General features: G+C 36.7%; 27 protein-coding genes. All 27 read left to right on the plus strand.

The genetic code is table 11. The features are described 5' to 3' along the window. Position 1: 1 nt before the first annotated feature. The 27 genes from BTO09_RS08195 (at position 2) to BTO09_RS08325 (ending at position 24,731) form a co-directional block, all read left to right on the plus strand. A complete protein-coding gene (locus tag BTO09_RS08195; RefSeq protein ID WP_087524313.1) occupies positions 2-2,308 on the plus strand; it encodes a multicopper oxidase domain-containing protein in 2,307 nt (768 codons plus the stop codon). Between the two features lie 2 nt (positions 2,309-2,310). Then, positions 2,311-3,606 (plus strand): APC family permease, encoded by a 1,296-nt coding sequence (locus BTO09_RS08200; RefSeq protein WP_009778910.1) that lies wholly within the window; start codon positions 2,311-2,313, stop codon positions 3,604-3,606. Positions 3,607-3,655: 49 nt separating this feature from the next. Beyond that, positions 3,656-4,042 carry a DUF302 domain-containing protein gene (locus BTO09_RS08205; protein ID WP_087524314.1) on the plus strand — a complete coding sequence of 129 codons (387 nt, stop codon included), beginning with the start codon at positions 3,656-3,658 and terminating at the stop codon, positions 4,040-4,042. A 38-nt stretch (positions 4,043-4,080) separates the two neighbouring features. Beyond that, on the plus strand, positions 4,081-4,710 hold the full coding sequence (locus BTO09_RS08210; RefSeq protein WP_087524315.1) for a DUF3347 domain-containing protein: 630 nt from the start codon (positions 4,081-4,083) through the stop codon (positions 4,708-4,710). Then, entirely contained in the window at positions 4,711-5,163 is a 453-nt protein-coding gene (locus tag BTO09_RS08215) for a heme-binding domain-containing protein (RefSeq protein ID WP_009778913.1), read from the plus strand. It begins immediately after the preceding gene. A gap of 18 nt (positions 5,164-5,181) precedes the next feature. After that, positions 5,182-5,727, plus strand: a complete 546-nt coding sequence (locus BTO09_RS08220; protein WP_087524316.1) for a DUF3347 domain-containing protein — start codon at positions 5,182-5,184, stop codon at positions 5,725-5,727. A 539-nt stretch (positions 5,728-6,266) separates the two neighbouring features. Beyond that, positions 6,267-6,824 carry a potassium channel family protein gene (locus BTO09_RS08225; RefSeq protein ID WP_232454931.1) on the plus strand — a complete coding sequence of 186 codons (558 nt, stop codon included), beginning with the start codon at positions 6,267-6,269 and terminating at the stop codon, positions 6,822-6,824. Between the two features lie 20 nt (positions 6,825-6,844). Beyond that, a complete protein-coding gene (locus BTO09_RS08230) occupies positions 6,845-7,327 on the plus strand; it encodes a DUF4440 domain-containing protein (protein WP_087524317.1) in 483 nt (160 codons plus the stop codon). Positions 7,328-7,333: 6 nt separating this feature from the next. Continuing rightward, positions 7,334-8,044 (plus strand): PepSY domain-containing protein, encoded by a 711-nt coding sequence (locus BTO09_RS08235; protein ID WP_087524318.1) that lies wholly within the window; start codon positions 7,334-7,336, stop codon positions 8,042-8,044. Between the two features lie 4 nt (positions 8,045-8,048). Continuing rightward, entirely contained in the window at positions 8,049-9,851 is a 1,803-nt protein-coding gene (locus tag BTO09_RS08240; RefSeq protein WP_087524319.1) for an efflux RND transporter periplasmic adaptor subunit, read from the plus strand. A gap of 239 nt (positions 9,852-10,090) precedes the next feature. Further along, positions 10,091-10,657, plus strand: coding sequence for an AraC family transcriptional regulator (locus tag BTO09_RS08250; protein WP_087524321.1), 567 nt, complete (start codon positions 10,091-10,093; stop codon positions 10,655-10,657). A gap of 148 nt (positions 10,658-10,805) precedes the next feature. Further along, positions 10,806-11,369 carry a DUF305 domain-containing protein gene (locus BTO09_RS08255; RefSeq protein WP_087524322.1) on the plus strand — a complete coding sequence of 188 codons (564 nt, stop codon included), beginning with the start codon at positions 10,806-10,808 and terminating at the stop codon, positions 11,367-11,369. A gap of 312 nt (positions 11,370-11,681) precedes the next feature. Beyond that, positions 11,682-12,053, plus strand: a complete 372-nt coding sequence (locus tag BTO09_RS08260; protein ID WP_087524323.1) for a metalloregulator ArsR/SmtB family transcription factor — start codon at positions 11,682-11,684, stop codon at positions 12,051-12,053. A gap of 7 nt (positions 12,054-12,060) precedes the next feature. Beyond that, positions 12,061-12,684 (plus strand): mercuric transport protein MerTP, encoded by a 624-nt coding sequence (gene merTP / locus BTO09_RS08265; RefSeq protein ID WP_087525522.1) that lies wholly within the window; start codon positions 12,061-12,063, stop codon positions 12,682-12,684. Between the two features lie 2 nt (positions 12,685-12,686). Further along, positions 12,687-13,046, plus strand: a complete 360-nt coding sequence (locus BTO09_RS08270) for a heavy-metal-associated domain-containing protein (RefSeq protein ID WP_087524324.1) — start codon at positions 12,687-12,689, stop codon at positions 13,044-13,046. 87 nt (positions 13,047-13,133) lie between these two features. Then, positions 13,134-14,837 (plus strand): mercury(II) reductase, encoded by a 1,704-nt coding sequence (merA, locus tag BTO09_RS08275; protein ID WP_087524325.1) that lies wholly within the window; start codon positions 13,134-13,136, stop codon positions 14,835-14,837. Positions 14,838-14,942: 105 nt separating this feature from the next. After that, positions 14,943-15,233 carry a metal-sensitive transcriptional regulator gene (locus BTO09_RS08280; protein WP_232454932.1) on the plus strand — a complete coding sequence of 97 codons (291 nt, stop codon included), beginning with the start codon at positions 14,943-14,945 and terminating at the stop codon, positions 15,231-15,233. 69 nt (positions 15,234-15,302) lie between these two features. Beyond that, a complete protein-coding gene (locus BTO09_RS08285; protein WP_087524326.1) occupies positions 15,303-15,572 on the plus strand; it encodes a thioredoxin family protein in 270 nt (89 codons plus the stop codon). Positions 15,573-15,574: 2 nt separating this feature from the next. Next, positions 15,575-15,886 carry a hypothetical protein gene (locus tag BTO09_RS14570; RefSeq protein WP_232454933.1) on the plus strand — a complete coding sequence of 104 codons (312 nt, stop codon included), beginning with the start codon at positions 15,575-15,577 and terminating at the stop codon, positions 15,884-15,886. Beyond that, on the plus strand, positions 15,862-16,185 hold the full coding sequence (locus BTO09_RS14575) for a heavy-metal-associated domain-containing protein (RefSeq protein ID WP_232455009.1): 324 nt from the start codon (positions 15,862-15,864) through the stop codon (positions 16,183-16,185). Before BTO09_RS14570 ends, BTO09_RS14575 begins: the two co-directional genes overlap by 25 nt. After that, positions 16,178-16,948, plus strand: coding sequence for a transporter (locus BTO09_RS08295; RefSeq protein ID WP_157663469.1), 771 nt, complete (start codon positions 16,178-16,180; stop codon positions 16,946-16,948). The genes BTO09_RS14575 and BTO09_RS08295 overlap by 8 nt, the downstream gene beginning before the upstream one ends. A gap of 11 nt (positions 16,949-16,959) precedes the next feature. Next, positions 16,960-17,313: a heavy-metal-associated domain-containing protein gene (locus BTO09_RS08300; RefSeq protein WP_198356475.1), complete on the plus strand. Its 354-nt coding sequence runs from the start codon at positions 16,960-16,962 to the stop codon at positions 17,311-17,313. Continuing rightward, on the plus strand, positions 17,303-18,130 hold the full coding sequence (locus BTO09_RS08305) for a 6-bladed beta-propeller (RefSeq protein ID WP_087524329.1): 828 nt from the start codon (positions 17,303-17,305) through the stop codon (positions 18,128-18,130). The genes BTO09_RS08300 and BTO09_RS08305 overlap by 11 nt, the downstream gene beginning before the upstream one ends. A 125-nt stretch (positions 18,131-18,255) precedes the next feature. Beyond that, on the plus strand, positions 18,256-18,474 hold the full coding sequence (locus BTO09_RS14580; RefSeq protein ID WP_232455010.1) for a GDCCVxC domain-containing (seleno)protein: 219 nt from the start codon (positions 18,256-18,258) through the stop codon (positions 18,472-18,474). 59 nt (positions 18,475-18,533) lie between these two features. Further along, positions 18,534-18,929 (plus strand): hypothetical protein, encoded by a 396-nt coding sequence (locus tag BTO09_RS08315; RefSeq protein WP_232454934.1) that lies wholly within the window; start codon positions 18,534-18,536, stop codon positions 18,927-18,929. Between the two features lie 118 nt (positions 18,930-19,047). After that, positions 19,048-23,451, plus strand: a complete 4,404-nt coding sequence (locus BTO09_RS08320) for a CusA/CzcA family heavy metal efflux RND transporter (RefSeq protein WP_087524331.1) — start codon at positions 19,048-19,050, stop codon at positions 23,449-23,451. Positions 23,452-23,471: 20 nt separating this feature from the next. Next, positions 23,472-24,731, plus strand: a complete 1,260-nt coding sequence (locus BTO09_RS08325) for an efflux RND transporter periplasmic adaptor subunit (protein WP_087524332.1) — start codon at positions 23,472-23,474, stop codon at positions 24,729-24,731. Positions 24,732-24,782 lie beyond the last annotated feature (51 nt).

Here is a 24,782-nt window from a genome sequence, read left to right on the forward strand (position 1 = left end):
TATGAAGATATTAAAAACATTCACATTATTATTAATTACCACTTCAGTTTTCGCTCAGGTAGGAACAAACGGGCAAGATAGAAAAGAAGAAGGACGAATTATAAAGGAATATAACCTTACCATTGAAGAAAATAAAATGACACTTGGTGGTGTTACTGCCAATGCAATGACCTTAAACGGTGGTATTCCTGGTCCTGTTTTAGAATTTAATGAGGGAGACCTTGCCATTATTAACGTCACCAACAAAATGGACGAAGAAACCTCTGTGCATTGGCACGGATTGATACTTCCCAATTTTTACGATGGCGTACCCTATTTAACCACACCGCCTATTGAACCAGGAACAACTTTCCAATATAGAATCCCAATCAACCAATCGGGTACATATTGGTATCATTCCCATACAATGCTACAAGAGCAGAAAGGTGTTTACGGGTCTATCATCATTCACCCAAAAGAGAAAAACTTGGAATATGATAAAGATTTGGTCGTGGTATTATCAGATTGGACGAATGAAAAGCCAATGAACGTTCTGCGAAACCTTAAAAGAGGTAACGAGTGGTATCAAGTTAAAAAAGGAACTGCGGTACCATTGAGCAGGGTTATTTCAGAAGGTGCTCTTGGTGCCCAGCTTAAATTTTGGAGAGACCGTATGGAGGGCGCTGATATTGCCGATATTTATTACCCCGCATTCTTGTCCAACGGTAAAAAATTGGCGGAGTATCCAGAATTTAAAGCAGGCGAAAAAGTGCGTCTTCGCTTTATTAACGCATCGGCCTCAACTTATTATTGGCTGGATTTTGGGGAAGGAAACCCAATGGTGGTATCTAGTGACGGCATTGATGTACAGCCCGTATCTAAAAGCCGGTTTCTATTTGGTATAGCTGAAACATATGATGTTATTGTAACAATTCCCAAAGGCACATTAGAAATTACCGCAACAGCCCAAGATGGCTCTGGTCATACCTCTGTACAATTAGGTAGTGGCACCCTTTATCCAGCCAAAAGAATAGACAGACCTGATAAAGTAGAGATGATGAAACAAATGGGAAAAATGGATATGAAAATGGGAGCCCCTGCAATGGTAGGTAACAAAAAGAAGAATACACCTGAAGTTTTAATGCAGAAGTATGGAATGAAGATGGATATGAAAGATGGCCAGATGAAAACTGGAATGCACGATAAAATGTCAATGAACGATGGTAAAATGGGTAATCAAAAAGATATGAAAGCAAATGACCATATGGGTCACGATATGCAAATGATGCAGAAGGATACGGCCTCTTTTGATTATAGCGCACGGAAAACCTACTTCAACTACGACTTTTTAAAGGCAAAGAAAAATACCACATTCAAAGCTGATTTGCCTGTAAACGATATTCTGTTGAACCTTACCGGAAATATGCAACGTTACGTATGGAGTATGAACGGTGTACCACTTTCAGAGACCGATAAAATAAAAATCAAAAGTGGAGAAGTAACCCGAATAACACTCAACAACTTAACGATGATGCACCACCCAATGCATTTGCACGGTCATTATTTTAGGGTCATCAATGAAAATGGGGAACGTTCACCATTAAAGCATACCGTCAATGTACCGCCAATGCAGAAAGTGGTTATAGAGTTCTACAATGAAGAGTACGGTGATTGGTTCTTTCATTGTCACGTCCTATATCATATGATGGGTGGTATGGCAAGGGTGTTTAGTTATGATACCCCAAGGGATAAAAGAATGGAAGATTTTCCCGTTCAAAAACTCATCGATGAAACAGACCATTATTATTCTTGGGGATTGGTTCGTGCAGGCTCAAACTTTAACGAACTCTTTTTAACATCCAGCAACATCCGCAATGAATTTGGATTGAGAGCAGAATTCGATTATGACAAAAACCTTGAGGCGGAAGTAAATTACAATAGGTACCTAAATGACTGGGTACGTCTCTATGTAGGTGTAAACACCGAAACGGAAATACCTGATTCCTTTGATGAGTTAAATACTGTTGGTCTTATTGGGGTAAAATACTTTACGCCCTACAGGTTCAATGTAGATGTGAGTATGGACCATCAACTACGCCCAAGGGTACGCCTGGATAGGGAGCTATTGATTTTTCCTAGGATTTTTCTGGAAGGCGAATACGAATACAGAGCAGACTTTGGATGGGTCAATGATTTAGGAGATAGCTCTTATGAGAGCGAAACACAATGGTTGGTAGGTCTTTCGTACATCCTCTCTAGAAATTTTTCAATACAAGGAAACTATAACAATCGATACGGCTGGGGTGGCGGTCTATTAGCACGATTTTAAAAATGGCAGAGTATAAAAAAAATAGTCTCAGTTTAACAGGTGCGGTATCGTTAGGTACAGGTGTGATGATAGGTGCCGGAATATTTGCATTATTGGGTCAGGTAGCCGAATTATCTGGGCAATGGTTCCCATATGCATTTTTGATAGGAGCCATTATTTCAGGATTCAGTGCCTACACGTATGTTAAGATGTCCAATGCCTACCCTTCAGCGGGAGGAATTGCTATGTATTTAAAAAAGATATATGGTAAAAGTGCATTGACTGCCTCAGGAGCTTTATTAATGGCTCTTTCAATGATAATCAATGAAAGTTTGGTAGCCCGAACCTTTGGTTCGTACACATTGCAGTTATTTGATGTAGGGGAAAATAGTGTATGGGTGCCCATTTTAGGGGTAATACTATTGGTAATTGCTTTTCTAATTAATATCTCTGGTAATAATATCATAGGAAAGTCTTCTTTGGTAATGGCAATCCTTAAAATTGGTGGTATAGCCATATTTGCCATTGGTGGACTTTGGGCAGCAGGATTCTCGTTTTCAGAAATTGTTCCTTCAGAAAACCTAACTGAATATCCGTTAACCAACTACTTAGGTGCTCTGGCATTATCAATTTTAGCTTATAAAGGTTTTACCACAATTACCAATAGTGGTGGTGAAATTATCAATCCTAATAAAAATGTAGGTCGAGCTATCATTATTTCATTGCTTATTTGTACGGTCGTATATATGTTGGTGGCCTTTGCAGTCTCATCTAACCTTTCTATTGATGAAATAATAAAAGCTAAAGACTATTCCTTGGCGGAAGCATCTAGACCTGCTTTTGGAAAGTATGGACTCTGGTTTACAGTCGGTATCGCTATCGTGTCAACAATTTCAGGGGTTATTGCCAGTATTTTTGCTGTTTCGAGAATGACGGCAATGTTGACCGAAAAAGAACTGATACCTCATAAGCATTTCGGGATGCCAGGTCGGTTACAAAAGCATATGCTGGTGTATACGGTTGTCTTAGCATTAGCACTTACCATTTTATTTGACCTAACAAGAATTGCCTCATTGGGAGCAATATTTTACTTAATAATGGATATCGGAATTCATTGGGGCGTACTAAGAAACTTAAGGCAAGATGTAGATGCTAAACCGGCAATATTGATAACTGCAATTTTTCTCGATGTAGTCGTTCTCGGAGCTTTTTTATGGATAAAAGCGAGTAGTGACATTTTAGTTGTGGTTGTTGCAGCAATATTGATGGTGTTAATCTATTTCGGCGAGAAATTGTTTTTAAAAACTAATACTACCTAATGATAGCAAAAAAAATGAAGTAATAATTAATTCAAAAATAAATAGAAATATGAGCTACTACTTTAATAAGACAATCAATGGAACCTTTGAAGGGATTATTGATAAAGTTACACAAAAATTAAAAGAAGAAGGTTTTGGAATACTCACAGAAATTGACGTATCAGAAACCCTGAAGAATAAATTAGACGTGAACTTTAAGAAGTATAAGATTTTGGGAGCGTGCAATCCACCCTATGCCCATAAAGCGTTACAAGCTGAGGATAAGATTGGAACGATGCTACCCTGTAATGTTATAGTTCAGGAAATTGAAGCAGGAGTTTTTGAAGTTGCTGCAGTAAATCCTATGGCATCTATGCAGGCTGTAGAGAATGAAGATTTAGAGAAAATTGCGGACGAGATTTCGGCAATGTTGGAAAACGTCATTGAAAAGCTATAGAACACTAAAAATAAATACAAACATAAATCAAAAACAAAATGAGCAAATTAAAATTAGTAATAGGAGTAGTTGCAATAGCATTTGTAACCCTAACAGCAGCGTCTTGTAAAGATGCCAAAACAGAGAAAAATAATTCTACTGACCATCATTCAGAAATGAATGCTAATGGTGACCATTCAAAAATGAATCACGACAATAGTGATGGTCACCACGATGGAGAGAAAAAGGAAATGGCAATGAGTGGAGATGGCAATCCACAAGCAGTCTTAAATGACTACTTCAACTTAAAAGATGCCTTGGTAGGAGATGATAATGCCAAAGCCAAAGAGCTGGGAGCAATCCTTGCAACATCCTTAGGCAAGCTTGATATTTCAAAATATACGGGTGCCCAGCAATCAGATTTAAGGGACATTGTTGAGGATGCGGTAGAACACGCAGAGCATATATCAGAAAGTGATATCGCACACCAGCGAGAGCATTTCAAAATATTGAGTAAGGATATGACCGATATGGTGGCAATCACAGGAACTGAGAACACACTATATCAACAATTCTGTCCAATGTACGATGGGGGTAGCGCTTGGTTGAGTATGAGTGAGGATATCAAAAATCCATACTACGGAAGCAAAATGTTAACCTGCGGAAAAGTTCAAAAAGAAATCAATTAAATGAAGGCTGTAAAAATCATAGCAATAGTATTGTTGGTTGCCTTTGTGGTCATACAGTTTATTCCTGTAGACCGCAATCAAAGCGACAGTGTCCCAAAAACCGACTTTATGTTGGTGAATGATGTCCCAAGTGATATCAAGGACAAGTTGCGGGTCTCTTGTTATGATTGCCATAGTAACAATACACAATACCCTTGGTACAACAAGGTGCAACCTGTGGCTTGGTTTCTTGAAGGACATATAAAAGAAGGAAAATCAGAGCTAAATTTTAACGAGTGGGATGCTCTATCAAACCGTAGAAAAGCCAGTAAGCTAAGGTCCATCATTAAACAAATTGAAAGTGGTGAGATGCCTTTAGCTTCTTACACCTTAATTCACAAGGATGCCATTTTTTCAGAAGAAGAAACTAAGCAGGTTGTTAAGTATATGGAAAATTTAAAAGATAGTTTATAAATAAAAAAAACAGATAAGATGAAAAATTTAAAAATGAATATAGCAGTGATGCTATTGTTAGCAGTTTCTTTTACCAACGCACAGGAAAAAGAAAAAATGGGTCACAAACATCATCACGATAAAATGATGAATATGAAGAGTGATTTAAAGTCCGAAGCGATTTTAAGTGATTATTTCAATCTAAAAGACGCATTGGTAGCGGATGATTCAAAGAAAGCAGCTGCGACAGGTACTAAATTGGCGGCTTCACTAAAAGCATTTGATACGTCAAATTATACCGAAGAGGAGCAAAAAGAATTGACTGATATTATTGACGATGCTATGGAGCACGCAGAGCATATTGCAAAAAGCGATATTGGTCATCAAAGAGAGCATTTTAAAACATTAAGTAAGGATATAACGGATATGGTGGCTATCACAGGTTCAAAGAATATGCTTTACCAGCAGTTTTGCCCAATGTATGATAAAGGCAGTGCTTGGTTGAGTGCAAATGAAGAAGTTAGAAACCCATACTATGGAAGCCGAATGCTAAAATGTGGTAAAGTACAAAAGACTATTCAATAGAAACTCTATAGGGACCATTCTATCATACTGGTTTGTTAGTTAACAGTAGATAGGAAGGTATTATTAGACTTCGGAATAGCAAAAGTCCTGTCGTGGGAAGGAAAATGTTGATGGTTAGTGTTAGTTCCTTCCCGTGTCAGGCACAAGATTTTTGAAAAAGAAAGGTTGATTTGGTTAATAGCAGCCTGCATAAGGGAGAGGGAATAAATCCCCCTAGATTACTAGTATCTCTCTTCCTATGTCAGGCAAAATAAAAAGTGAAAAAGAGAACTCATAGAAAAGTACTGGATTATGGAAGTAATGCCTGTTTTTTTGATTGATGGATAGAGTTTGACTCTCATAATCACGTGTTAACCGTGTGGATTTAAGTACAACATAAGGTTTTAAAACTATGAAAGATTGTTGCAAAGACGGATGCCATCAAAAAGCAGAAAAATCTATTATTAAAAAATGGTTCAACTATTTAATCTATGTAATACTGTTAATAATAAATGGTGGTGCATTAGTACTTCAATTATTTGATTAAAGGATTAATAAAAGTGAATAAGGAAGATATGGCAAAAACACCTGAAAGTACTAGTTTTTATGAGCAGCTCTTTAAAAAAGTATTGTTCACCACAAGCGTAGTTGTTGTTTTGTCATTAAGCTATGTATTATGGGTTAATGAAAACCCCGACAGCTTGTTTCTACCAGTGTTGGTAGTTGGGTTGGCCTTTGTCAAAACGATTTTTATTGTTAGGCTCACTTTTCTACAGTTAAGTAAAATAATAGGAGAAAGCCATCAGCTTACACACGTTCTAACATTATTTGCAGTGTTAATTGTTTTGATAATCCTATCATTTTCAGCAGATTATTTAGCATTGTACGTATTGAATTCAGAAAATTTTAAGTCAGCAACATCAATTAATGGTTCATTCCTTCTAGAATTTTTTGAATTTACATATTTCAGTCTAATCACTTTTTCATCCGTTGGCTTTGGTGATATAGTGCCTTTAACTATTTCTGGTAAACTCTTGGTAATTATGGAAGTTTTCTTGAGCTTTTTTGTTTTGGTTTTTGGTATTGCCAATATTAATAGAATACACGTTGACAAATAACCCGTTTAATAACTATAATTATGAAAGTACTTAAATTAATTACACTAATGACTGTTCTCATTACAACAGTCAATTTTACAAATGCACAGAATAGTGAGGATACAATAGATAAGCAAGATGTTATCGAAGTAATGAAATCATACAAAGATGCATTACAGAATCTTACAACTGAAGGCACATTCGAGTTGTTTGCTAAAGATTCTGAGGTATATGAATCTGGAGGTGTAGAAGGGAGCTATACTCACTATATAGAACATCATTTGGGACCAGAATTAGGGCACTTTAAAAGTTTTGTATTCTCAGATTACGAAATTGATGTGCAAGTAGATGCGCCATATGCATTTACTACAGAAAGCTATGTTTACACCATCGTATTAAATCCAGACGAAACAGGTAAGTCCCGAACTATTAAGAAAAAAGGAGTAGCAACCTCAATTCTAAAGAAAATAGATGGCCAATGGAAAATTATTAAAACACATTCTTCATCAAGAAACAAAAAGTAGTTGTTAATGGTAGGTAGAAAAACAGCACTAAAAATTAGAAAGGCACATAGATATTTAGGTCTTTTTATCGGGATTCAATTCCTAATGTGGACTATCAGTGGTTTATATTTTAGTTGGACCGATATAGATGATATACACGGTGACCAGTTTAAGAATTTACAGTATCAGCCAAAGGCATTTCAAAACCTTTTAAGTCCTGCTCAATTAGACGTGCCAAAAGGCATACGCACAATAGAACTAAGAGATATAAATAAAATACCCTATTACTGGATAAATGAACAACAGCTTTTCAATGCCTTAAATGGAGAACTAAAATCAGAAATAAGCAAAGACGAGGCAGTTTATGTAGCAAAACAGTATATGAAGAAAGAATTAGAAATTATTAATGTGGAGCGTATCACAGAAGTAGGCAAACAGCACGAGTATCGAGAAAGGCTATTGCCGGCTTATGTGATATCCTATGCAGATAATGAAGCTTTAAAAGCCTATGTGTCAGTAAATGATGGGAAATTCCAAACTGTTAGGCATCGCCGTTGGCGTTGGTTCGATTTTCTATGGATGACACATACAATGGATTATGAAGGTCGAGATAATTTTAACACCACCGTTTTAAGGGCATTCTCATTATTGGGATTAATAACAGTATTGAGTGGGTTTTTACTATGGTATACATCATCACCTACAATCAGAAAGATAATAAAAAAGAAAAATAAATAATATTATGAATAAAAACATCATATACATAGGTGTTGCATTAATTGTTGGCCTACTAGGTGGCTATCTAATATTTGGTGGAGGTTCTGCTGATACTGCAACAAACAAGGTTAAAGACGACCACAATCATTCAGAGGAAATTGCATCAGGTCAAATGTGGACCTGCTCAATGCACCCACAGATAATGCAACCCGAACCGGGTGATTGCCCTATATGTGGTATGGATTTAATACCTGCGGAAACAGGTGCCGATGGATTATTGGCAGACCAGTTTAAAATGACTGAAAACGCAATGGCATTAGCTAATATTCAAACAACAGTAGTAGGGTCAGGAGCCATTGAAGCAGGTACACTTAAACTATCGGGAAAAATAAGGGAAAATGAAGAGTCCAATGCTGTTCAAGTAACTTATTTTGCAGGTAGGATTGAAAAGCTTTATGTGAACTCTACAGGAGAAAGAGTTGGTAAAGGGCAGCGTTTGGCCACTATTTATTCGCCAGAATTGGTGTCCGCCCAGCAAGAACTCTTAACAGCTGCTTCCCTAAAGGAATCTCAACCTGAACTATATTCGGCTGTCCGAAACAAACTCAAATTATGGAAACTTTCAGAAAAGCAAATTAATGCTATTGAGCAGGCAGGAAAAGTGCAGGAATACTTTCCTGTATATGCCACTGTTTCAGGAACTGTTACCCATAAAATGGTGGAAGAAGGTGATTATGTAAAACTGGGTCAACCGCTTTACAAAATAGCAAATTTAAATACTGTTTGGGCAGAGTTCGATGCGTATGAAAACCAAATAGCTTCACTAAAAGAAGGTCAAAGTATAAAAATTGTCACTAACGCATATCCAAATCAAGAGTTTGATGCTAAAATTTCATTTATAGACCCAATTCTTAATTCAGCTACAAGAACCATAGTTGTTCGTGCTGTATTAAATAATAGAAAAGACAAATTTAAACCAGGGATGTTTGTAGAAGGAAAGGTTGAAGGAGCTGAAATGCAGATGAACGAAGCCATCAATGTACCAGCAAGTGCAGTAATGTGGACAGGAGAACGTTCTGTGGTTTACGTTAAGACTAACCCTAATGAGCCAGTTTTTGAAATGCGTGAGGTATTACTTGGTAATGCTAGTGGAGACACCTATACCATTATCGAAGGATTGCAAAATGGTGATGAAATCGTAACAAACGGAACGTTTACGGTTGACGCTGCTGCTCAATTGCAAGGAAAGAAATCTATGATGAATACTGAAGGGGGCAAAACAATGACAGGACACGAAGGGCACTTGGGGATGCAAAATGATGGTTCGGGAGATAAAATGAACAACACAAGTCATTCAGAGATGAACAAAAGAATAGAAGTTGCCAGCAAATTTCAAAATCAATTAAAAAGGGTTTTTGAAGACTATATTCTTCTAAAGGATGCCCTTGTTAATGACAATGCCACAGAAGCACAGACTGCAGCAAAAAAAATAGGTCAGAATCTAGCAAAGGTAGATATGAAATTATTGACTAATGAGGAAGCACATAACCATTGGATGACGATTCAAAAAGAACTGAAAAACTCTGCAAATGCCATTGAAAATAATTCAGATATAGCCACACAAAGAGGTCATTTTAAGCATCTTTCTGCTCATATAACAAGTGGTATAAAGCTTTTTGGAGTTAACCAAAAAGTATACCGTGATTTTTGCCCTATGGCAGATAACAATAAAGGTGCCTTTTGGTTAAGTCTCGAAGAAGAAATTCGTAATCCGTATTACGGAGAAGCAATGCTAAAATGTGGTGAAGTAAGGGAGACTTTAGAATAGGTCAGCCTTAAATAAGAGTTCCATAAAGAAATATATGCAATGGTAAGAAGAGCGATGATGAGTGAGAGTAGAAGAAATAGGAGAAAAGCTGAAAGAAATAAGCGCCGAACTAAGAACAATATCACTAAAAAAGATAGAATTATTGGAATATTGGCCCTAATCATCATATTTATTATAGCCGCTATTGCAGCGTATTTCTATTCACTTTCAAAAGCTGGGATAAAGTTGTTTTAAAAAAAATGAGTTATAAAGTTCACATAAAAAATATGGTATGTCCGCGATGTATCTCTGCGGTATCTAATATTTTGCAAGAACTGAAGATACCATATAGCTCAATAAAATTGGGAGAAGTTGAATTAACAAAATCTTTAAGCGTGGAAAATAAAAACAAGTTTTCCAAAGCACTTCAAGATATTGGATTCAGTTTAATCAACGACCGTAGAAGTCAGCTTATAGAACAGATGAAAACCTTGGTGGTAGACAAAATTTATTACTCATCAGAAGATTTGAACATTAAATGGACAGACTTTATTAGTGAAAAATTGCGCCTGGACTATAAATATTTAAGCTCACTTTTTTCATCAGTAGAGAGTATCACTTTTGAACAGTTTATCATTAACCAAAAAATTGAGCGTGTTAAAGAACTCATCGTTTATGACGAGTTAACCTTAAGTGAAATAGCTTTTCAATTAAATTATAGCAGCGTTGCTTATTTGAGTAACCAATTCAAGAAAGTAACGGGAATGACGCCTACACAGTTTAAAAATAATAGAGATAAGAACAGAAAATCGCTTGATGAATTTTAGGATATTGAGAGTTCAATGCCACTGTTATGTCATATAATCGACTAGTATTTTAAATGAGTTAAAATATTATCCATTGTAGTTCATACTTGTTTTCTATAAATCTTAATTTTAATTGGTTTAACCAATTAAAAAAATTTAAAGATAAACTATGGAAAACAACGAAAAAAAGCCAAATAATTATTTAAAATTTTTCGCAATGATTGGCACCTCAATGGTTGCGATGTTCTTTTTGATGTACACACACTCGTATCAGATTATTGACCATTTCTGGTACAGTGAGACCCGTTTTTTTATGACCCTGATTATGGGTGGGTCGATGGTCATTATTATGCTTCTGTATATGTTAAATATGTACAAAGAGAGAAACAAGAATATTATGATTTTGAGTCTAGGGGTTTTATTGATTGCAGGGGGGATTTGGCTAGTTCGAAGTCAAATAACAGTTACTGGTGTTGACTATATGGAAGGAATGATACCCCATCACTCTATAGCTATTTTAACTAGCGAACGTTCTAAAATAAAAGATGTCAGGGTAAGGAAACTTGCCGATGAAATCATCAAGGCGCAACGTAGGGAAATAATGGAAATGCAATGGTTAATCAATGACATAAAGGAAAATGGAATAGTGGAAACAGAAGAGGAGAGAAAGAATCGCCCAATTCCCACATTTGAAGGTTCGCTTACCGAGGAAACAAAAAATCTAAACGATTAAAAAATATAAGTATACATCATCGATTAAAAGAAAAAGGATTTACCTTAAATAATCTTTCCAATTAGGGAAAGGCTTTAGAGGTTGAAAATCTTTTTTCTTTTAGAGGTTGATAGATTCAAAAAAATTGATTGCTAGCCTGCAAAAGATTCTTAACGAGAATGGTAGATTGAATATTTCCCAAAAACTACATTTACTTTTAGAATATAACATTTGAGATTTTAAGTTATAGTTAATTTGAATGATTTGTTAGTTTTTTTATTTAAGCATTTGCTTAAATAATAATATAAGTATAAATTTGCTAAAATTTTAATTATGGCTCTTGAATTAAGTTGCACCCGTGCCGAGGCAGACCAAAAGCAGTTGATGCGTTGTCGTAACATTTTGAATACAACCTCAGAATTAATCAATAGTGTTGGCAAGGTACTGGCCCTGGCAGGTAATGAGACCAGACTGAAGATACTTTTCCTGCTAAACGAGGAAGGTGAGCTTTGTCCTTGTGATTTTTCAGATATACTGCAAATGAGTGTCCCAGCAATTTCACAACACATTCGAAAGATGAAGGATGCCGGATTAATTTCTTCGAGACGAGATGGTCAAACGTTGTATTACTCTTTGGTCAAAGATTCAAGCGAGGTATTGGAAGGAATTTTCGGCAGGCTTAAAGAAAACAAAAAAGTAGCATAGAATGAATATGGAAAAATCATCAAATACAGTAGCGTACACTGGAATAATTTCAGCAATAGCGGCATCAATATGCTGCATAACCCCAGTTTTGGCATTGATTGCTGGCACAAGCGGAATTGCCTCAACTTTCTCTTGGATAGAACCTCTCAGACCTTATTTAGTAGGGCTAACGATTTTGGTGCTTGGTTTTGCTTGGTATCAAAAACTAAAACCCCAAAAAGAAATTGACTGTGAATGTGAGACAGATGACCTGCCTGCCAGCAAGGCAGGAAGGCCTAAATTTATTCAATCAAAAACCTTTTTAGGAATAGTAACTCTACTTGCTATAATAATGTTGGCTTTCCCATACTATTCAGGGATTTTTTATCCAAGTACAGAAAAGCAAATAATCGTAGTTGACAAATCAGACATTAAAACCACTGAATATAAAATCAGCGGAATGACCTGCACGGGTTGTGAAGAACACGTAAACCACGAAATAAACAAACTCAATGGAATTGTACGTTCAAAAGCATCCTACGAAAACGGAAATGCAATCGTTGAGTTTGACAAAACAAAAACTAATGAAACGGAAATCGAGAAAGCAATTAACGCCACAGGTTATAAAGTAATTCATAAAGAAAATAAATAGTTATGAATAAATTATTAGTTCTACCAATTCTTGTATTGTCATTAATTTCATTTCAGCTAAATGCTCAATGTTGCCCAACTTCAAAAAGCGATAAAAAGGTCACAATAAACAATAATCAACAAACAGTGAAAATAGTTAAATTTAAAATCACTGGTATTACTTGTGCAGGGTGTTCCAATACTATTTATAAGGCACTTAAAGAAGCTAATGGGATAATCGAACATTCAGTTAAATATCCTGGTGATATAGCCATTATTGAGTTTGATGACACAAAAACCAGCATTGAGGCCTTAAAAAAGGTTATCGAAAAGAAAGGTTATAAAGTAAAAGTTGTAAAAGAAAATATTGAAGGGAAAGCCTGATTTATTAAACTTCCACATTTAAAATATACGAATCTATCAATGAAAAATATAAGTCTACTAGTCTAGAGCCTTAATAAAAATCAAGCTATGTCAGTAAATAAAGAAACCGTAATATTGAAAATCAACGGAATGACCTGTAGTGGATGCTCATCACATATCGAAAAAGATATGAACGCAAAAGGTGGCGTTATAAGCAGTGCTGTAAATCACGAAACGGGAATAGGAGAATTTACTATTGATACTAATAAAATGGGTAAAAAAGAATTAATCAATGCCGTAAATGCCATTGGCGATTATTCTGTCCTTAATAAAGTTGAAAAGAAAACCACTACTGTTTCAAATTCGGAGAATACTACTATGAAAGATAGTTTCAACGATAAAAACGATTACGATTTAATTATCATTGGAGGTGGTTCTGCAGCGTTTTCAGCAGCGATAAAAGCCGAAGGTTTAGGACTTAAAACACTAATGATAAATGGCGGGTTGGATTTTGGAGGCACTTGTGTAAATGTTGGTTGTGTCCCTTCCAAAAATTTGATTAGGGCTGCCGAAACCGCATATCACGCTACACATTCAAATTTTAAAGGGATTAAACCAAAAGGAGTCAATATTGATTTTGCACAAGTTATAAAAGACAAAAAAGCATTGGTTACTGCATTACAACAGCAAAAATATATTGATGTTGTAAGCGATTTTGAAAATCTAACAATGCTAAAGGGATGGGCTCAATTTGTAAATAAGAATACTATTATTGTTGATGACCAGGATACATATACAGCTACTAACATTGTTATAGCAACTGGAGCTACTACAAACATTCCAAATATTGAAGGTTTAAATGACGTTGGCTACTTAACCAATGTATCATTGTTCGACTTAAAAGAAAAACCTGAAAGCCTTACTATTATGGGGGCAGGTTATATTGGCTTGGAAATTGCTCAAGCTTACAGCCGATTCGGGGTAAAAGTTAGAATTATTGAATTTACGGACAGACCTTTAAGAAGTCAAACAAGTGATATAACAGATGTTTTAGTCCAGCAATATAAAAAGGAAGGTATAGAAATTCTTCCAAATTTCAGAGCCTTAAAATTTGAAAAATCAGGAGCCGATATAATTATTCAGTGTACTTGTCCTGATGGCTCAACTACACAATTAATTGAAAAAGGACATATTGTTGTTGCGACAGGAACAAAACCAAACACTTCAAAATTAGGTTTAGAAAATCTGGATTTAAAACTAACAGAAAGAGGTCACATTATGGTTAATGCAAAAATGGAAACGAATATTTCCAATATTTACGCAGCAGGTGATGTAACCAATACACCTGCGTTTGTTTATACCGCAGCAACCGAAGGCAGTACTGCAGTAAATAATGCCTTTTCACTATTAAAAAATAGTGTAGATTATACATCGTTACCTTGGGTAGTATTTACTGACCCGCAAATTGCAGGAGCGGGAATAGATGAGGTAGAAGCAGAAAAAAAAGGCATACCTTTTGAAGTATCTAAACTAGAATTAATTCACGTTCCAAGGGCATTGGCTGCCCAGGATATTAGAGGATTTATAAAGTTAATTCGTAATACCGAAACTGATAAATTAATAGGTGCAAGAGTCATAGCACCTGAAGGTGGTGAACTTATACAGCAATTAAGTATAGCTATTAAGTTTGGTATTACTGTAAAAGATTTGGCTGAAAGTTTTTATCCCTACTTAACTTTAAGTGAAGGAATCAAATTAGCGGCAATTACCTTTGGAAAAGATGTTTCTAAATTGAGTTGCTGTGCGAGTTAAAAAATTTGGTATGAAAAAAGAGTCACATAAATTACCATCCGATTTAATTTTAGATATTAAAACAAGACTTAAAACATTAAGCGGCAGATAAATGGAATCGTAAAAATGCTCGATGAAGGCAAAGACCCTGAACAAATAAACATTCAATTCAAGTCCATTGATAAAGGAATCCAAAAAGCACATTATTTACTGTTAGACGAAGTGTATCGCAAAGCACTCGCAATTGGAATCGTAAATGCAGTTGACTCTTGCCCCGGAAACTGTGGCAATGAAGATAAAATTGATTACCTAAAACGTGAATTCCCCAACTTGGAATTGTCCGACTTGACAGATAAATTGAAAGAAATACAAACCATTGAAAACAGGTTAAAAGACTACAACAAAAAAAAAGTCTGAAAAAGATTTGTTTACCCCCTACCTTCCGTTCTCATCTTTGTTCTATTATTAATTTAAACTTTTAATAAGATGAAACGACAAATCGAAATTTTTACAGCAGGTTGTACAGTTTGCGAGCCTGTGGTACATTTAGTAAAAGAGACAGCAGGAAAAGACTGCGAAATAACACTTCATAACTTATCTGAGCAATGCGAAAGTAAAATCTGTGTGTCAAAAATGAAGGAATATGGAGTTAAAAGAGTTCCCGCGATTGCTGTTAATGGAAAACTATTAGATTGCTGTACAAACATCCAAATTACAAAAGATGATTTGACCAATGCAGGAATAGGAAACTGTTAGGTATGGCAATCATTAAATTGGACAAAAAAGCATCGTTGGGAACTGCTATGTTTTCAGCAGTTTCCCTAAAGCTTTGCTGTTGGGGACCACTTCTATTTACGGGAGTTGCGGGTATTAGCGGAAGCTCAATATATTTCTCTTGGCTCATTGCCCTAAAACCTTATTTGTTGGCAGTTGCATTCTTGTCATTGGGCTTTGCTTTTTATCAAGTTTATAAAAAGAAGAAAGTTGATTGCGGTAACTGTGAAACTGATAAACCATCATTTTTTAAATCAAAAATCTATGTTTGGTGGTTGCTGTGTTTGTGGTTATAATGACATTAGCTTCATATTATCCTCAAATATTCCATCAAACTAACGGAAATGAAATAGTGATTGTAAATCAAACAGATATTCAATCCGTAAAGTTAAATATTGAAGGGATGGTGTGTCAAGGTTGTGAAACCAACATTAATAATTCTGTGAATAAAATTGATGGTGTAATACAAGTCAAATCATCCTATGAAAAAGGTACTTCCGTAATTGAATTTGATGTGACCAAGACAAATGTCGATGACATAAAAAAAGTGATTCTATCAAAAGGATATGTAATTAATAAGAATAAAAATGAGTAGACTAATAATATTAATAGGTGTACTTGCCACAACATCAGTATTTGCACAAGGCCCACCAATTACAACAGAAACACCTATAATGCTTGGATTGGAAGGAAATGGAATTAGGACTTTTGGTAAACTCATATCCAAGGAAAATGCCACTATTTATGTGCAACCAATAGGCATTCCTTATAACATTACTTCAAAGTTTCAAGTGGGCGGAATATTTCCGTTCAGGTTCATAACACCTAAAGGAGCAGAAACAACAGGAGGCTTTGCAGATATGACGGTATTTGCCAAATACCAACTTTACAAAAAAGATGGAAAAGCCAAAACCTTTAGAATTTTGGGAATGGTTAAACAAACATTTCCCACAGGAAAAACGTCATCAATTCCTGCCATTGGTTCGGGACTTTATCAAACCTACGTTGGTCTTGTAATCGGGAAGTTAACAACCAAAAAAGGACTTTATGCTGATTTTGGATATAACATTACCAACAAAAATGCTTCGGATAATTTTTTGTATAATTTTTCAATTGGCGTGCCTTTGTTGCCACACAAATATCCGCAAAAACAGCTAAATACGTATTTAGAATTCAATGGCAATTATGTTTTCGACCCAAAAATACATACACTTTTTATATCGCCAGGACTTCAATTTATCCCTGGAAGAAGAATATTGTTTGAAACCAGTTTTCAGATTCCGATAGTTCAAAACAACATAACGACCAATAAAACAGAGTATATGGTTTTATTGGGCACACGATTTTTATTAAACTAAAAAATAAGATTATGAAGAATATATTTAAGCAAATAGGATTATTAGCTTTAATACTATTATTTTCAATGGCAAGCAGTACGGCAGTAAATGCACAAACCAGTGAGCAAGAGCTCACTTATGTAAAGGTTGAAGTTAAAGGATTGGCGTGTCCTTTTTGTGCTTATGGTTTGGAAAAGAAGCTAAAAGAAACCGATGGCGTTAAAAACATTAAAATTAATGTTGAAGAAGGGATAGCATATTTAACTGTGCTGAAATCCAAAAAACCAGCAAAGAAAATGCTTGAAAAAATTGTCACTGATGCAGGATTCACACCAAGTAGCATCGTTTTTTCTGAAAATCCTTTTGAGATGAAAGATGAAAATTAACATCATGTCTTTTTTTCTTGGATTGCTTGTAATTTCAGGGTGTCATGAAAATAAGAAAAAGAAACAGGAAACCACAAGCTGGAAATTCAGCAAGGAAATTCCGTTAGAGAATGTTTCACCTATAGGCATTGTTTCACAAAATAATTTCCTTTGGCTTTCGGATGTCGATAACAATCGTGTTGTAAAAGTTGACTTGGATGGAAATATCCTTGAAGCATTTAATGGTCTTCAACGCCCCATGCACATGGCAATTAAAGAAGGTAAAATCTATGTTCCCGAATACACATCAGACAGCTTAAAAATTATTGAAAACGGAAATGTTTCAACTCTCGAATTAAAAGAAAATACTGATGGAATTGGTGGAGTATCTGTTTTTGGAAATACTGTTGCTATTGCTGATTTTTACAATCATCAAATCATTTTACAACAAGAGGATAAAGTAATAATTTTAGGAACAGAAGTGCATGATGATGGTGAGCTATACTATCCAACAGATGTTGAAATGAGCGATGATTTAATCTACGTTGCTGATGCATACAACAATCGTGTTCAGGTATTTGATTTTGAAGGCAATTATGTAAGAATGATTGGTTGGAATGAAAGCATTAAGGTCGCAACAGGTTTAAAAGTAACAGATTCACAAGTTATCGTTGCCGATTTTGAAGGTAACCGAGTTTTGATTTACGATTTAAATGGTAAACTTTTACAAATTGTATCGGGCAAATTCAATCAACCAACAGATATTGAAATTGTAAATGGTACAATGTATGTGGTTAATTATAAAGGGAAAGCTATTTCTATACTAGAAAAACGATAAAAGTGCAGAAATTCTTTTACTCATCTATTGAGGTTATTACTTAAAGTGCACCGAAATTTTACAACTCTTTCAGCAAATAACGTAATAGCTTTCTCGTGTTCTGTCCCGAAAATTGTATAGTAAAAATCGTACGAGGAAATGAAAATTCAAATAGATATAAAATAACTTGCCCAAACTGCGGGCATAAAAAAATAGAGGAAATGCCAACGGAGTCCTGTCAATTCTTTTACGAATGTGAGAATTGTAAAAAAGTATTACGACCAAAAGAAGGCGATTGTTGTGTTTATTGCTCCTATGGAACAGTTCCTTGTCCACCAATTCAAGAAAACAAATATTGTTGCTAACATCTGAACAATCTTTGCACAACCTGTGCATCGATTAATTTGTATCTTTGTTAAAATTTATGAAAACACTTTTTTCCATATCAATGTCGCTATTATTCTTTTTTCAGGGAATTAGTCTTGATATGGATTTTTGTGGACCCATAAAAGAAATTTCAAACATCGTAACCCATTATCAGAAACATAAAGTTTATGGTGACTCTTTCCTCGATTATCTAATTGAGGATTACTTTGGTAAGGAAGCAAAAGATGAAAGGCACCACAATGACTCTGATAAGGAGAGTGCACCTGTACATAGCCATCATCAATGTTGTCACCCCTTAGTTTTGTTTGCTGCAAATAAAAATACCGATACAACAAATTGGTTAAAGTTTGAAGATAGAAAGCAATTTAGCCTATATAAAGTAAACTTCGCTTCCAGATATCTGGAATCCCTATTCCAGCCCCCTAAAGTATAATTCAGTTTTTTAAAGGATAGCTATATCCTATCGTGATGCTTTTTAAAATAAATATCACATTATAAACGCATTGCATCTATTTGCATTGCGAGGTTTAAACTGAATTAATACTTTCTCTATGATTAACAAAATCATTTCATTTTCCATTAATAACAAGTTTATTATTGGGCTCTTTATAGTGGCGCTTGTGGGTACGGGCATTTGGTCTATGGCCACTATAAACTTGGGTTCTGTACCCGACATTACCAACAACCAAGTACAGGTTATTACTGTTGCCCCAAATTTAGGTACTGAAGATATTGAGCAATTTGTTACCTATCCAGTAGAATTGGCAATGGCAAATCTGCCTGACGTTATCGAGCTACGTTCCGTATCCCGATTTGGGCTGTCTGTGGTTACCATTGTCTTTGAGGATGAAGCAGGCACCTACCTGCCCCGGCAATTGGTGCAAGAAAAATTAGCCGAAGTTGCAGGTGAAATCCCCGAAGGCTTCGGCGAGCCATTTATGGCACCCATAACTACAGGTTTGGGCGAAATATTCCAATATACCTTAAAAGTAAAGGAAGGCTACGAAGAAAAATACGATGCAATGGAGCTTCGTACCATTCAGGATTGGATTGTAAAGCGCCAAATGGCATTAGTTCCTGGAGTAGTTGAAGTTAATGCTTTTGGAGGCTACGTAAAGCAGTACGAAGTGGCAATAAATCCTGACAAACTTAAAAGTTTTGGCATTACAATGAATCAGGTTTTTGAAGCCCTGAAGATGAACAATGCCAATACAGGTGGTGCCTACATCGAGAAAAACCACCAAGCCAATTTTATTCGTGGCGAGGGTTTAGCACGTAGCCTTGAGGACTTGGAAAACACTGTTGTAACCACTCAAAACGGAAGTCCAGTGTTGATAAGGGACGTTGCCGAAAAAGTAGGTTTTGGCAATCAAGTGCGCTATGGTGGGTTTACCCAAGATGGTCACGAAACTGTTGGTGGCCAAATTTTAATGCTTAAAGGTGAAAGCCCTGGCACTGTCATAGAAAATGTACAGGAGCGCATCGGCGAAATTCAAAAATCGCTTCCAGAAGGTGTTTATATCGAACCTTTTTTAAGTCGTAGTGAACTCATTGGAAGAACAACAAGTACCGTAGAAACAAATCTTATTGAAGGTTCGCTTATCGTGATTTTTGTACTGGTATTACTCTTGGGAAGTTTCCGTGGCGGATTGATAACAGCCTCTGTAATTCCGCTATCATTACTCTTTGCATTCATTTTGATGAAGCAATTTGGCGTGTGGGCCAATTTAATGTCCTTGGGAGCAATCGATTTTGGAATCATTGTGGATGGTGCAGTTATTATTGTAGAAGGAATGGTATTCCACATCCATCAACGGATGAAAAAATCAAAAGCAGCGATAGGTCAGGCCGAAATGGACGAAATCGCCTACGACTCGGCAAGTACAATGATGAATTCGGCATTTTTCGGACAGCTAATTATCCTTATCGTATTTACACCGATTCTCTTTTTGACCGGTGTTGAAGGAAAAATGTTCCGTCCAATGGCGTTTACTTTCGGATTTGCAGTTTTGGGAGCCATTATCCTTTGTCTTACCTACGTGCCAATGATTTCGTCAATGTTTCTCAAACCTGCCAAAAATCAGAATAGTTGGTTTGCCAGATTTGAAAACAAAATTGACAGGTTCAGTGATAAAATAATGTCCGGTTTAAACAGGGCGTATGTTCCCTTGCTCAATTTTGCACTTCGCTTTAGAGCTGGTGTGGTTATAGGTGCAGTCGCCTTATTATTGATTGCAGGATATATTTTCAGCAATATGGGTGGCGAATTCATACCCAAATTTGATGAGGGCGATATTGCATTTCAGGCCTTGATAAAACCAGGTAGTAGTCTTACAGAATCTATAGAGGCATCAAAAAAACTTCAAAATTTAATCAATGAATTTCCTGAAGTAAAAACAGTGGTTTCCAGAATAGGGGTCGCCGAAATTCCTACCGACCCAATGCCGATGGACATTGCCGATAGCTATATCATTCTTGAAAAGGATAAGAGCAAATGGACCAGTGCAGAGAGCAAGGACGAACTCATAGAAAAAATACAGGAAAAAATTTCAGTGGTTCCCGGTGTGAATTTCGTGTTTACGCAACCCGTGGAACTTCGTTTTAACGAATTGCTAACGGGTGTTCGTGAGGATGTGGCCATAAAGTTATATGGGGAAGATTTGGGCGTATTGGCAGACAAGGTTCAAGAAATCGCCGCGGTCATTAGGAGTGTTCCCGGAGCGGCCGACCTCAATGTGGAAGCTACGAGCGGTTTACCACAGATGACGGTAGCATACAATCGTGCAAAAATGGCTCAGTATGGAGTAACTGTTGATAAGCTAAATGATTATGTAAGTGCTGCATTTGCGGGAGAATCGGCAGGTGTGATTTTTGAGGGCGAAAAACGCTTTGATGTGGTTATTCGTTTGGCGAAAGAGTTTAGGCAAGACATTAATAATCTTAAAAATCTGTATATCGACCTACCAAGTGGTGCACAAGTACCTTTAAAAGAAGTTGCAAATATAAGTTACAAACCAGGGCCAATGCAGATTTCAAGAGACAACACCTCGCGCCGTATTTCGGTAGGTGTCAACGTTCGTGGACGTGATGTAAAATCGATGGTTGAAGAAATTCAGCAAAAATTGGAAACAGATGTAAAACTGCCACCGGGCTATTTTGTAACCTACGGGGGTTCGTTCGAGAACTTACAGCGTGCATCAGACCGATTGATGATTGTAGTACCTATCGCACTTTTTCTGATATTCATTTTGCTCTATTTCGCTTTGAGCTCGTTCTCACAATCACTAATGATTTATATGGCAGTGCCTCTGGCAGCCATTGGCGGAGTGTTTGCCCTTTGGATAAGGGGGATGCCATTCAGTATTTCAGCAGGAGTCGGTTTTATTGTACTCTTTGGGGTAGCGGTATTAAATGGATTGGTACTGATAAACAAATTCAATGAACTAAAAGAAAGTGGAATGACAGACTTAAAAAAACGAATATACGAGGCAACGCACGAGCGCCTACGCCCTATTTTATTAACGGCAACGGCGGCCATTATGGGCTTTATCCCTATGGCGCTTTCTACTTCGGGCGGTGCAGAAGTGCAGCGACCATTGGCAACGGTGGTAATTGGAGGATTGCTCACAGCAACATTTTTAACACTTGTGGTCCTTCCAGTCTTGTATTATTGGTTGGAAGCTCGTAAGCAACGAAAGGATAACGGTAACGACCCAAGCTATATTAACAAGAGCACTACTGTTTTGGTTGTGCTATTGAGCTTGGGAGGATTTTTAACCTCAAATTCAGTAAATGCGCAAGATAGCGGAATAGCACAGACTGTTACTTTGGAGGAAGCTATTTCTTTGGCAAAAGAAAATTATCCTTCCCTTAAGGAAAGTCAGTCTTTTATAGACCGTGAGCGGGCGATGAAAGGAACAAGTTTCGACCTTGGTAGCACGCAAATTTTTACGGGCAAGGAAGAATTCGGTAATGACCTGCCCGGTGTGCAAACTACCATTGGGGTTCAGCAGGGAAATATCGATTTGTTATCTGGTTTCTCAAAATCCAAGTTCTATAAGCAACGTGTTCAGTTGGGTGAGAAGTTTTATGCCCTGAGCGAGCAACAATTAGTGCGTAATGTGATGCAAGCCTATGACCAGATAAATTATAACAAAGCCCAGTTGCGCTTCGCGGAGCAGTTAGATAGTGTGTATAACAACTTCAAGACAGCCGCAGAACTACGTTTTGATACTGGTGAAACTGGGAAGCTGGAATTTATCGCGGCTTCTTCTGAATATCAACAGATACAGGTCTTGAGACAACAGGCCTATGACGATATCGAGATTGCCAAAAGGGCGCTTAAACAGTATTTGGGGATTGACCAAGAAATTGAAACCGTTGGAGGTACTTACGAACCGTTGAATTATATGAGCGTTATAGATTCAACATCCATAGACAATAATCCATTGTTGCAATATTCTATGCAAAATGCCGAGGTGAGCAAAGCCAACGTTGGGGTAGAAAAATCCCAGTTTCTGCCAAAGTTCAATTTGACCTATGGAAGACAAATCGTTGACGATGTTTCAGGGTTCAACACCTATCAAGCAGGTATAAGTATTCCGTTGTGGTTCTTTCCTCAAAAAGCAAGGGTCAAGGCTGCTAAAGCAGATGCTTTGGTGGCCGAGAACCAATATTTGGAACAAAAGGCAATAACCGAAAGCAGGGTGTCACAATTGTTAAAATCATTGGAAAAAACCCAAAAAACGCTGAATTATTACCAAGAAGGTGCACTGGTTTTGGCCGAAGAGCAGATTACAACTGCAGAACTTGCTTCCAAAGAAGGCGAGATAGACTATGTAAACTATATCACGATTTTAAACAGTGCCATTCGCATAAAACAGAACCACTTACAATTTATTAACCAGTATAATCAACAAGCCATTGAGTTACAGTATCAATTGGGCAATTTATAAACCTAAAAAAGGAGAATATAATGAAAAATATAGCAATAATTATAACAGTACTATTAACCTTCTTATTGGTAGGCTGTAACAGCAAACCCGATTCTGAATTGGGTCATAATGAAGCTGAAGACGTTTCAAAAACCGAAGCTACTGGAGAAGATACACACGGCGAAGAGGGTCACGACGAAGAAGAAGGTGGCCACGAGGAAGAAGGAGAAGAAGGCGTGGTAGAACTTACAACACAACAAATAGAGACCATTGGCTTGGAGACCAAGACCTTGGAAAAAAGAAACCTCGGTAACAATATTAAAGTTACAGGTAACCTCGAGCTATTTCCTCAAGATATGGCCAACATTAGTCCTTTTGTAGGCGGTAATGTACGTTCCATCAAAGTAATAGAAGGAGATAAAGTACGAAAGGGTGAGGTTCTGGCCTATTTGGAACACCCAGATATCATTTCTATGCAACAGGAATATCAGGAAAAGAACGATGAACTCGTGTTTCTTAAACAAGATTTTGAGCGCAAGCAGACCCTTTATGATAAAGGTGTTTCTTCGGGCAAGGAATTTCAAATGGCACAATCCAAATTTCGTTCTACAACATCGAGTGTAAATGGATTAAGGTCAAAATTACGCCTGTTGGGAATCAATACAACTAAGGTTGAACAAGGTGAAATATTTTCAGCCGTACCTATTACTACACCAATTTCGGGCTATGTCGATGAAGTAATGGTAAGCTTGGGCGATTACGTGGCACCACAATCCAAGATGTTTACGGTAAGTGATAATTCTAAAATTCATTTGGACCTTAAGGTGTACGAAAAAGATATTCCTAAAGTAAAGGAGGGTCAAAAAATACAATTTACGGTAGCGTCAAGACCAGATGAGCTGTTAAGTGCCGAAGTACATTCCATTGGAAAGACTTTTGAGGAAGACCCCAAAGCACTGCACGTACACGCAGATATAGACAATAAAAACGGCGACCTCTTACCAGGTATGTATGTAGAAGGACGAATTATACAGGGTAAAAAGTCAGGCTTTGCAGTTCCTGAAGAAGCAATCATCAAGGAAGGAGAACAGTCCTACGTTTTTATCGTGGATGAAGACGAAGCACCAGAAGAAAATAAAATCAAGTTTAAAAGAATACCTGTAAGCATTGGTATTCAAGATTTAGGCTTTGTAGAAATAAACCTTCCCGCCGACGTTTCAACGGATGCCAAAGTGGTCATCAAAGGGGCTTATATGCTTTCCTCGGAAATGATTAAAGGTGAATTGGATCACGACCACTAGTCCTATAATTAGCAAAGGTTTTGATTCCGGGTTTGTTTATCGTCTTAATAA

The sequence above is a fragment of the Gilvibacter sp. SZ-19 genome, from assembly GCF_002163875.1.
Taxonomy (GTDB): Bacteria; Bacteroidota; Bacteroidia; order Flavobacteriales; family Flavobacteriaceae; genus Gilvibacter.

Excerpts from the sequence above, each read along its gene's own strand:
- BTO09_RS08205 (WP_087524314.1), top strand. The coding sequence starts at position 3,656 with ATGAGCTACTACTTTAATAAGACAATCAATGGAACCTTTGAAGGGATT.
- BTO09_RS08285 (WP_087524326.1), top strand. The coding sequence starts at position 15,303 with ATGAAACGACAAATCGAAATTTTTACAGCAGGTTGTACAGTTTGCGAG.
- BTO09_RS08200 (WP_009778910.1), top strand. The coding sequence starts at position 2,311 with ATGGCAGAGTATAAAAAAAATAGTCTCAGTTTAACAGGTGCGGTATCG.
- BTO09_RS08280 (WP_232454932.1), top strand. The coding sequence starts at position 14,943 with ATGCTCGATGAAGGCAAAGACCCTGAACAAATAAACATTCAATTCAAG.
- BTO09_RS08260 (WP_087524323.1), top strand. The coding sequence starts at position 11,682 with ATGGCTCTTGAATTAAGTTGCACCCGTGCCGAGGCAGACCAAAAGCAG.
- merA (WP_087524325.1), top strand. The coding sequence starts at position 13,134 with ATGTCAGTAAATAAAGAAACCGTAATATTGAAAATCAACGGAATGACC.
- BTO09_RS08270 (WP_087524324.1), top strand. The coding sequence starts at position 12,687 with ATGAATAAATTATTAGTTCTACCAATTCTTGTATTGTCATTAATTTCA.
- BTO09_RS08315 (WP_232454934.1), top strand. The coding sequence starts at position 18,534 with ATGAAAACACTTTTTTCCATATCAATGTCGCTATTATTCTTTTTTCAG.
- BTO09_RS08220 (WP_087524316.1), top strand. The coding sequence starts at position 5,182 with ATGAAAAATTTAAAAATGAATATAGCAGTGATGCTATTGTTAGCAGTT.
- BTO09_RS14570 (WP_232454933.1), top strand. The coding sequence starts at position 15,575 with ATGGCAATCATTAAATTGGACAAAAAAGCATCGTTGGGAACTGCTATG.
- BTO09_RS08320 (WP_087524331.1), top strand. The coding sequence starts at position 19,048 with ATGATTAACAAAATCATTTCATTTTCCATTAATAACAAGTTTATTATT.
- BTO09_RS08295 (WP_157663469.1), top strand. The coding sequence starts at position 16,178 with ATGAGTAGACTAATAATATTAATAGGTGTACTTGCCACAACATCAGTA.
- BTO09_RS08305 (WP_087524329.1), top strand. The coding sequence starts at position 17,303 with ATGAAAATTAACATCATGTCTTTTTTTCTTGGATTGCTTGTAATTTCA.
- BTO09_RS08250 (WP_087524321.1), top strand. The coding sequence starts at position 10,091 with ATGAGTTATAAAGTTCACATAAAAAATATGGTATGTCCGCGATGTATC.
- BTO09_RS08215 (WP_009778913.1), top strand. The coding sequence starts at position 4,711 with ATGAAGGCTGTAAAAATCATAGCAATAGTATTGTTGGTTGCCTTTGTG.
- BTO09_RS08230 (WP_087524317.1), top strand. The coding sequence starts at position 6,845 with ATGAAAGTACTTAAATTAATTACACTAATGACTGTTCTCATTACAACA.
- BTO09_RS08195 (WP_087524313.1), top strand. The coding sequence starts at position 2 with ATGAAGATATTAAAAACATTCACATTATTATTAATTACCACTTCAGTT.
- BTO09_RS08210 (WP_087524315.1), top strand. The coding sequence starts at position 4,081 with ATGAGCAAATTAAAATTAGTAATAGGAGTAGTTGCAATAGCATTTGTA.
- BTO09_RS08235 (WP_087524318.1), top strand. The coding sequence starts at position 7,334 with ATGGTAGGTAGAAAAACAGCACTAAAAATTAGAAAGGCACATAGATAT.
- BTO09_RS08325 (WP_087524332.1), top strand. The coding sequence starts at position 23,472 with ATGAAAAATATAGCAATAATTATAACAGTACTATTAACCTTCTTATTG.
- BTO09_RS08240 (WP_087524319.1), top strand. The coding sequence starts at position 8,049 with ATGAATAAAAACATCATATACATAGGTGTTGCATTAATTGTTGGCCTA.
- BTO09_RS08300 (WP_198356475.1), top strand. The coding sequence starts at position 16,960 with ATGAAGAATATATTTAAGCAAATAGGATTATTAGCTTTAATACTATTA.
- merTP (WP_087525522.1), top strand. The coding sequence starts at position 12,061 with ATGGAAAAATCATCAAATACAGTAGCGTACACTGGAATAATTTCAGCA.
- BTO09_RS08255 (WP_087524322.1), top strand. The coding sequence starts at position 10,806 with ATGGAAAACAACGAAAAAAAGCCAAATAATTATTTAAAATTTTTCGCA.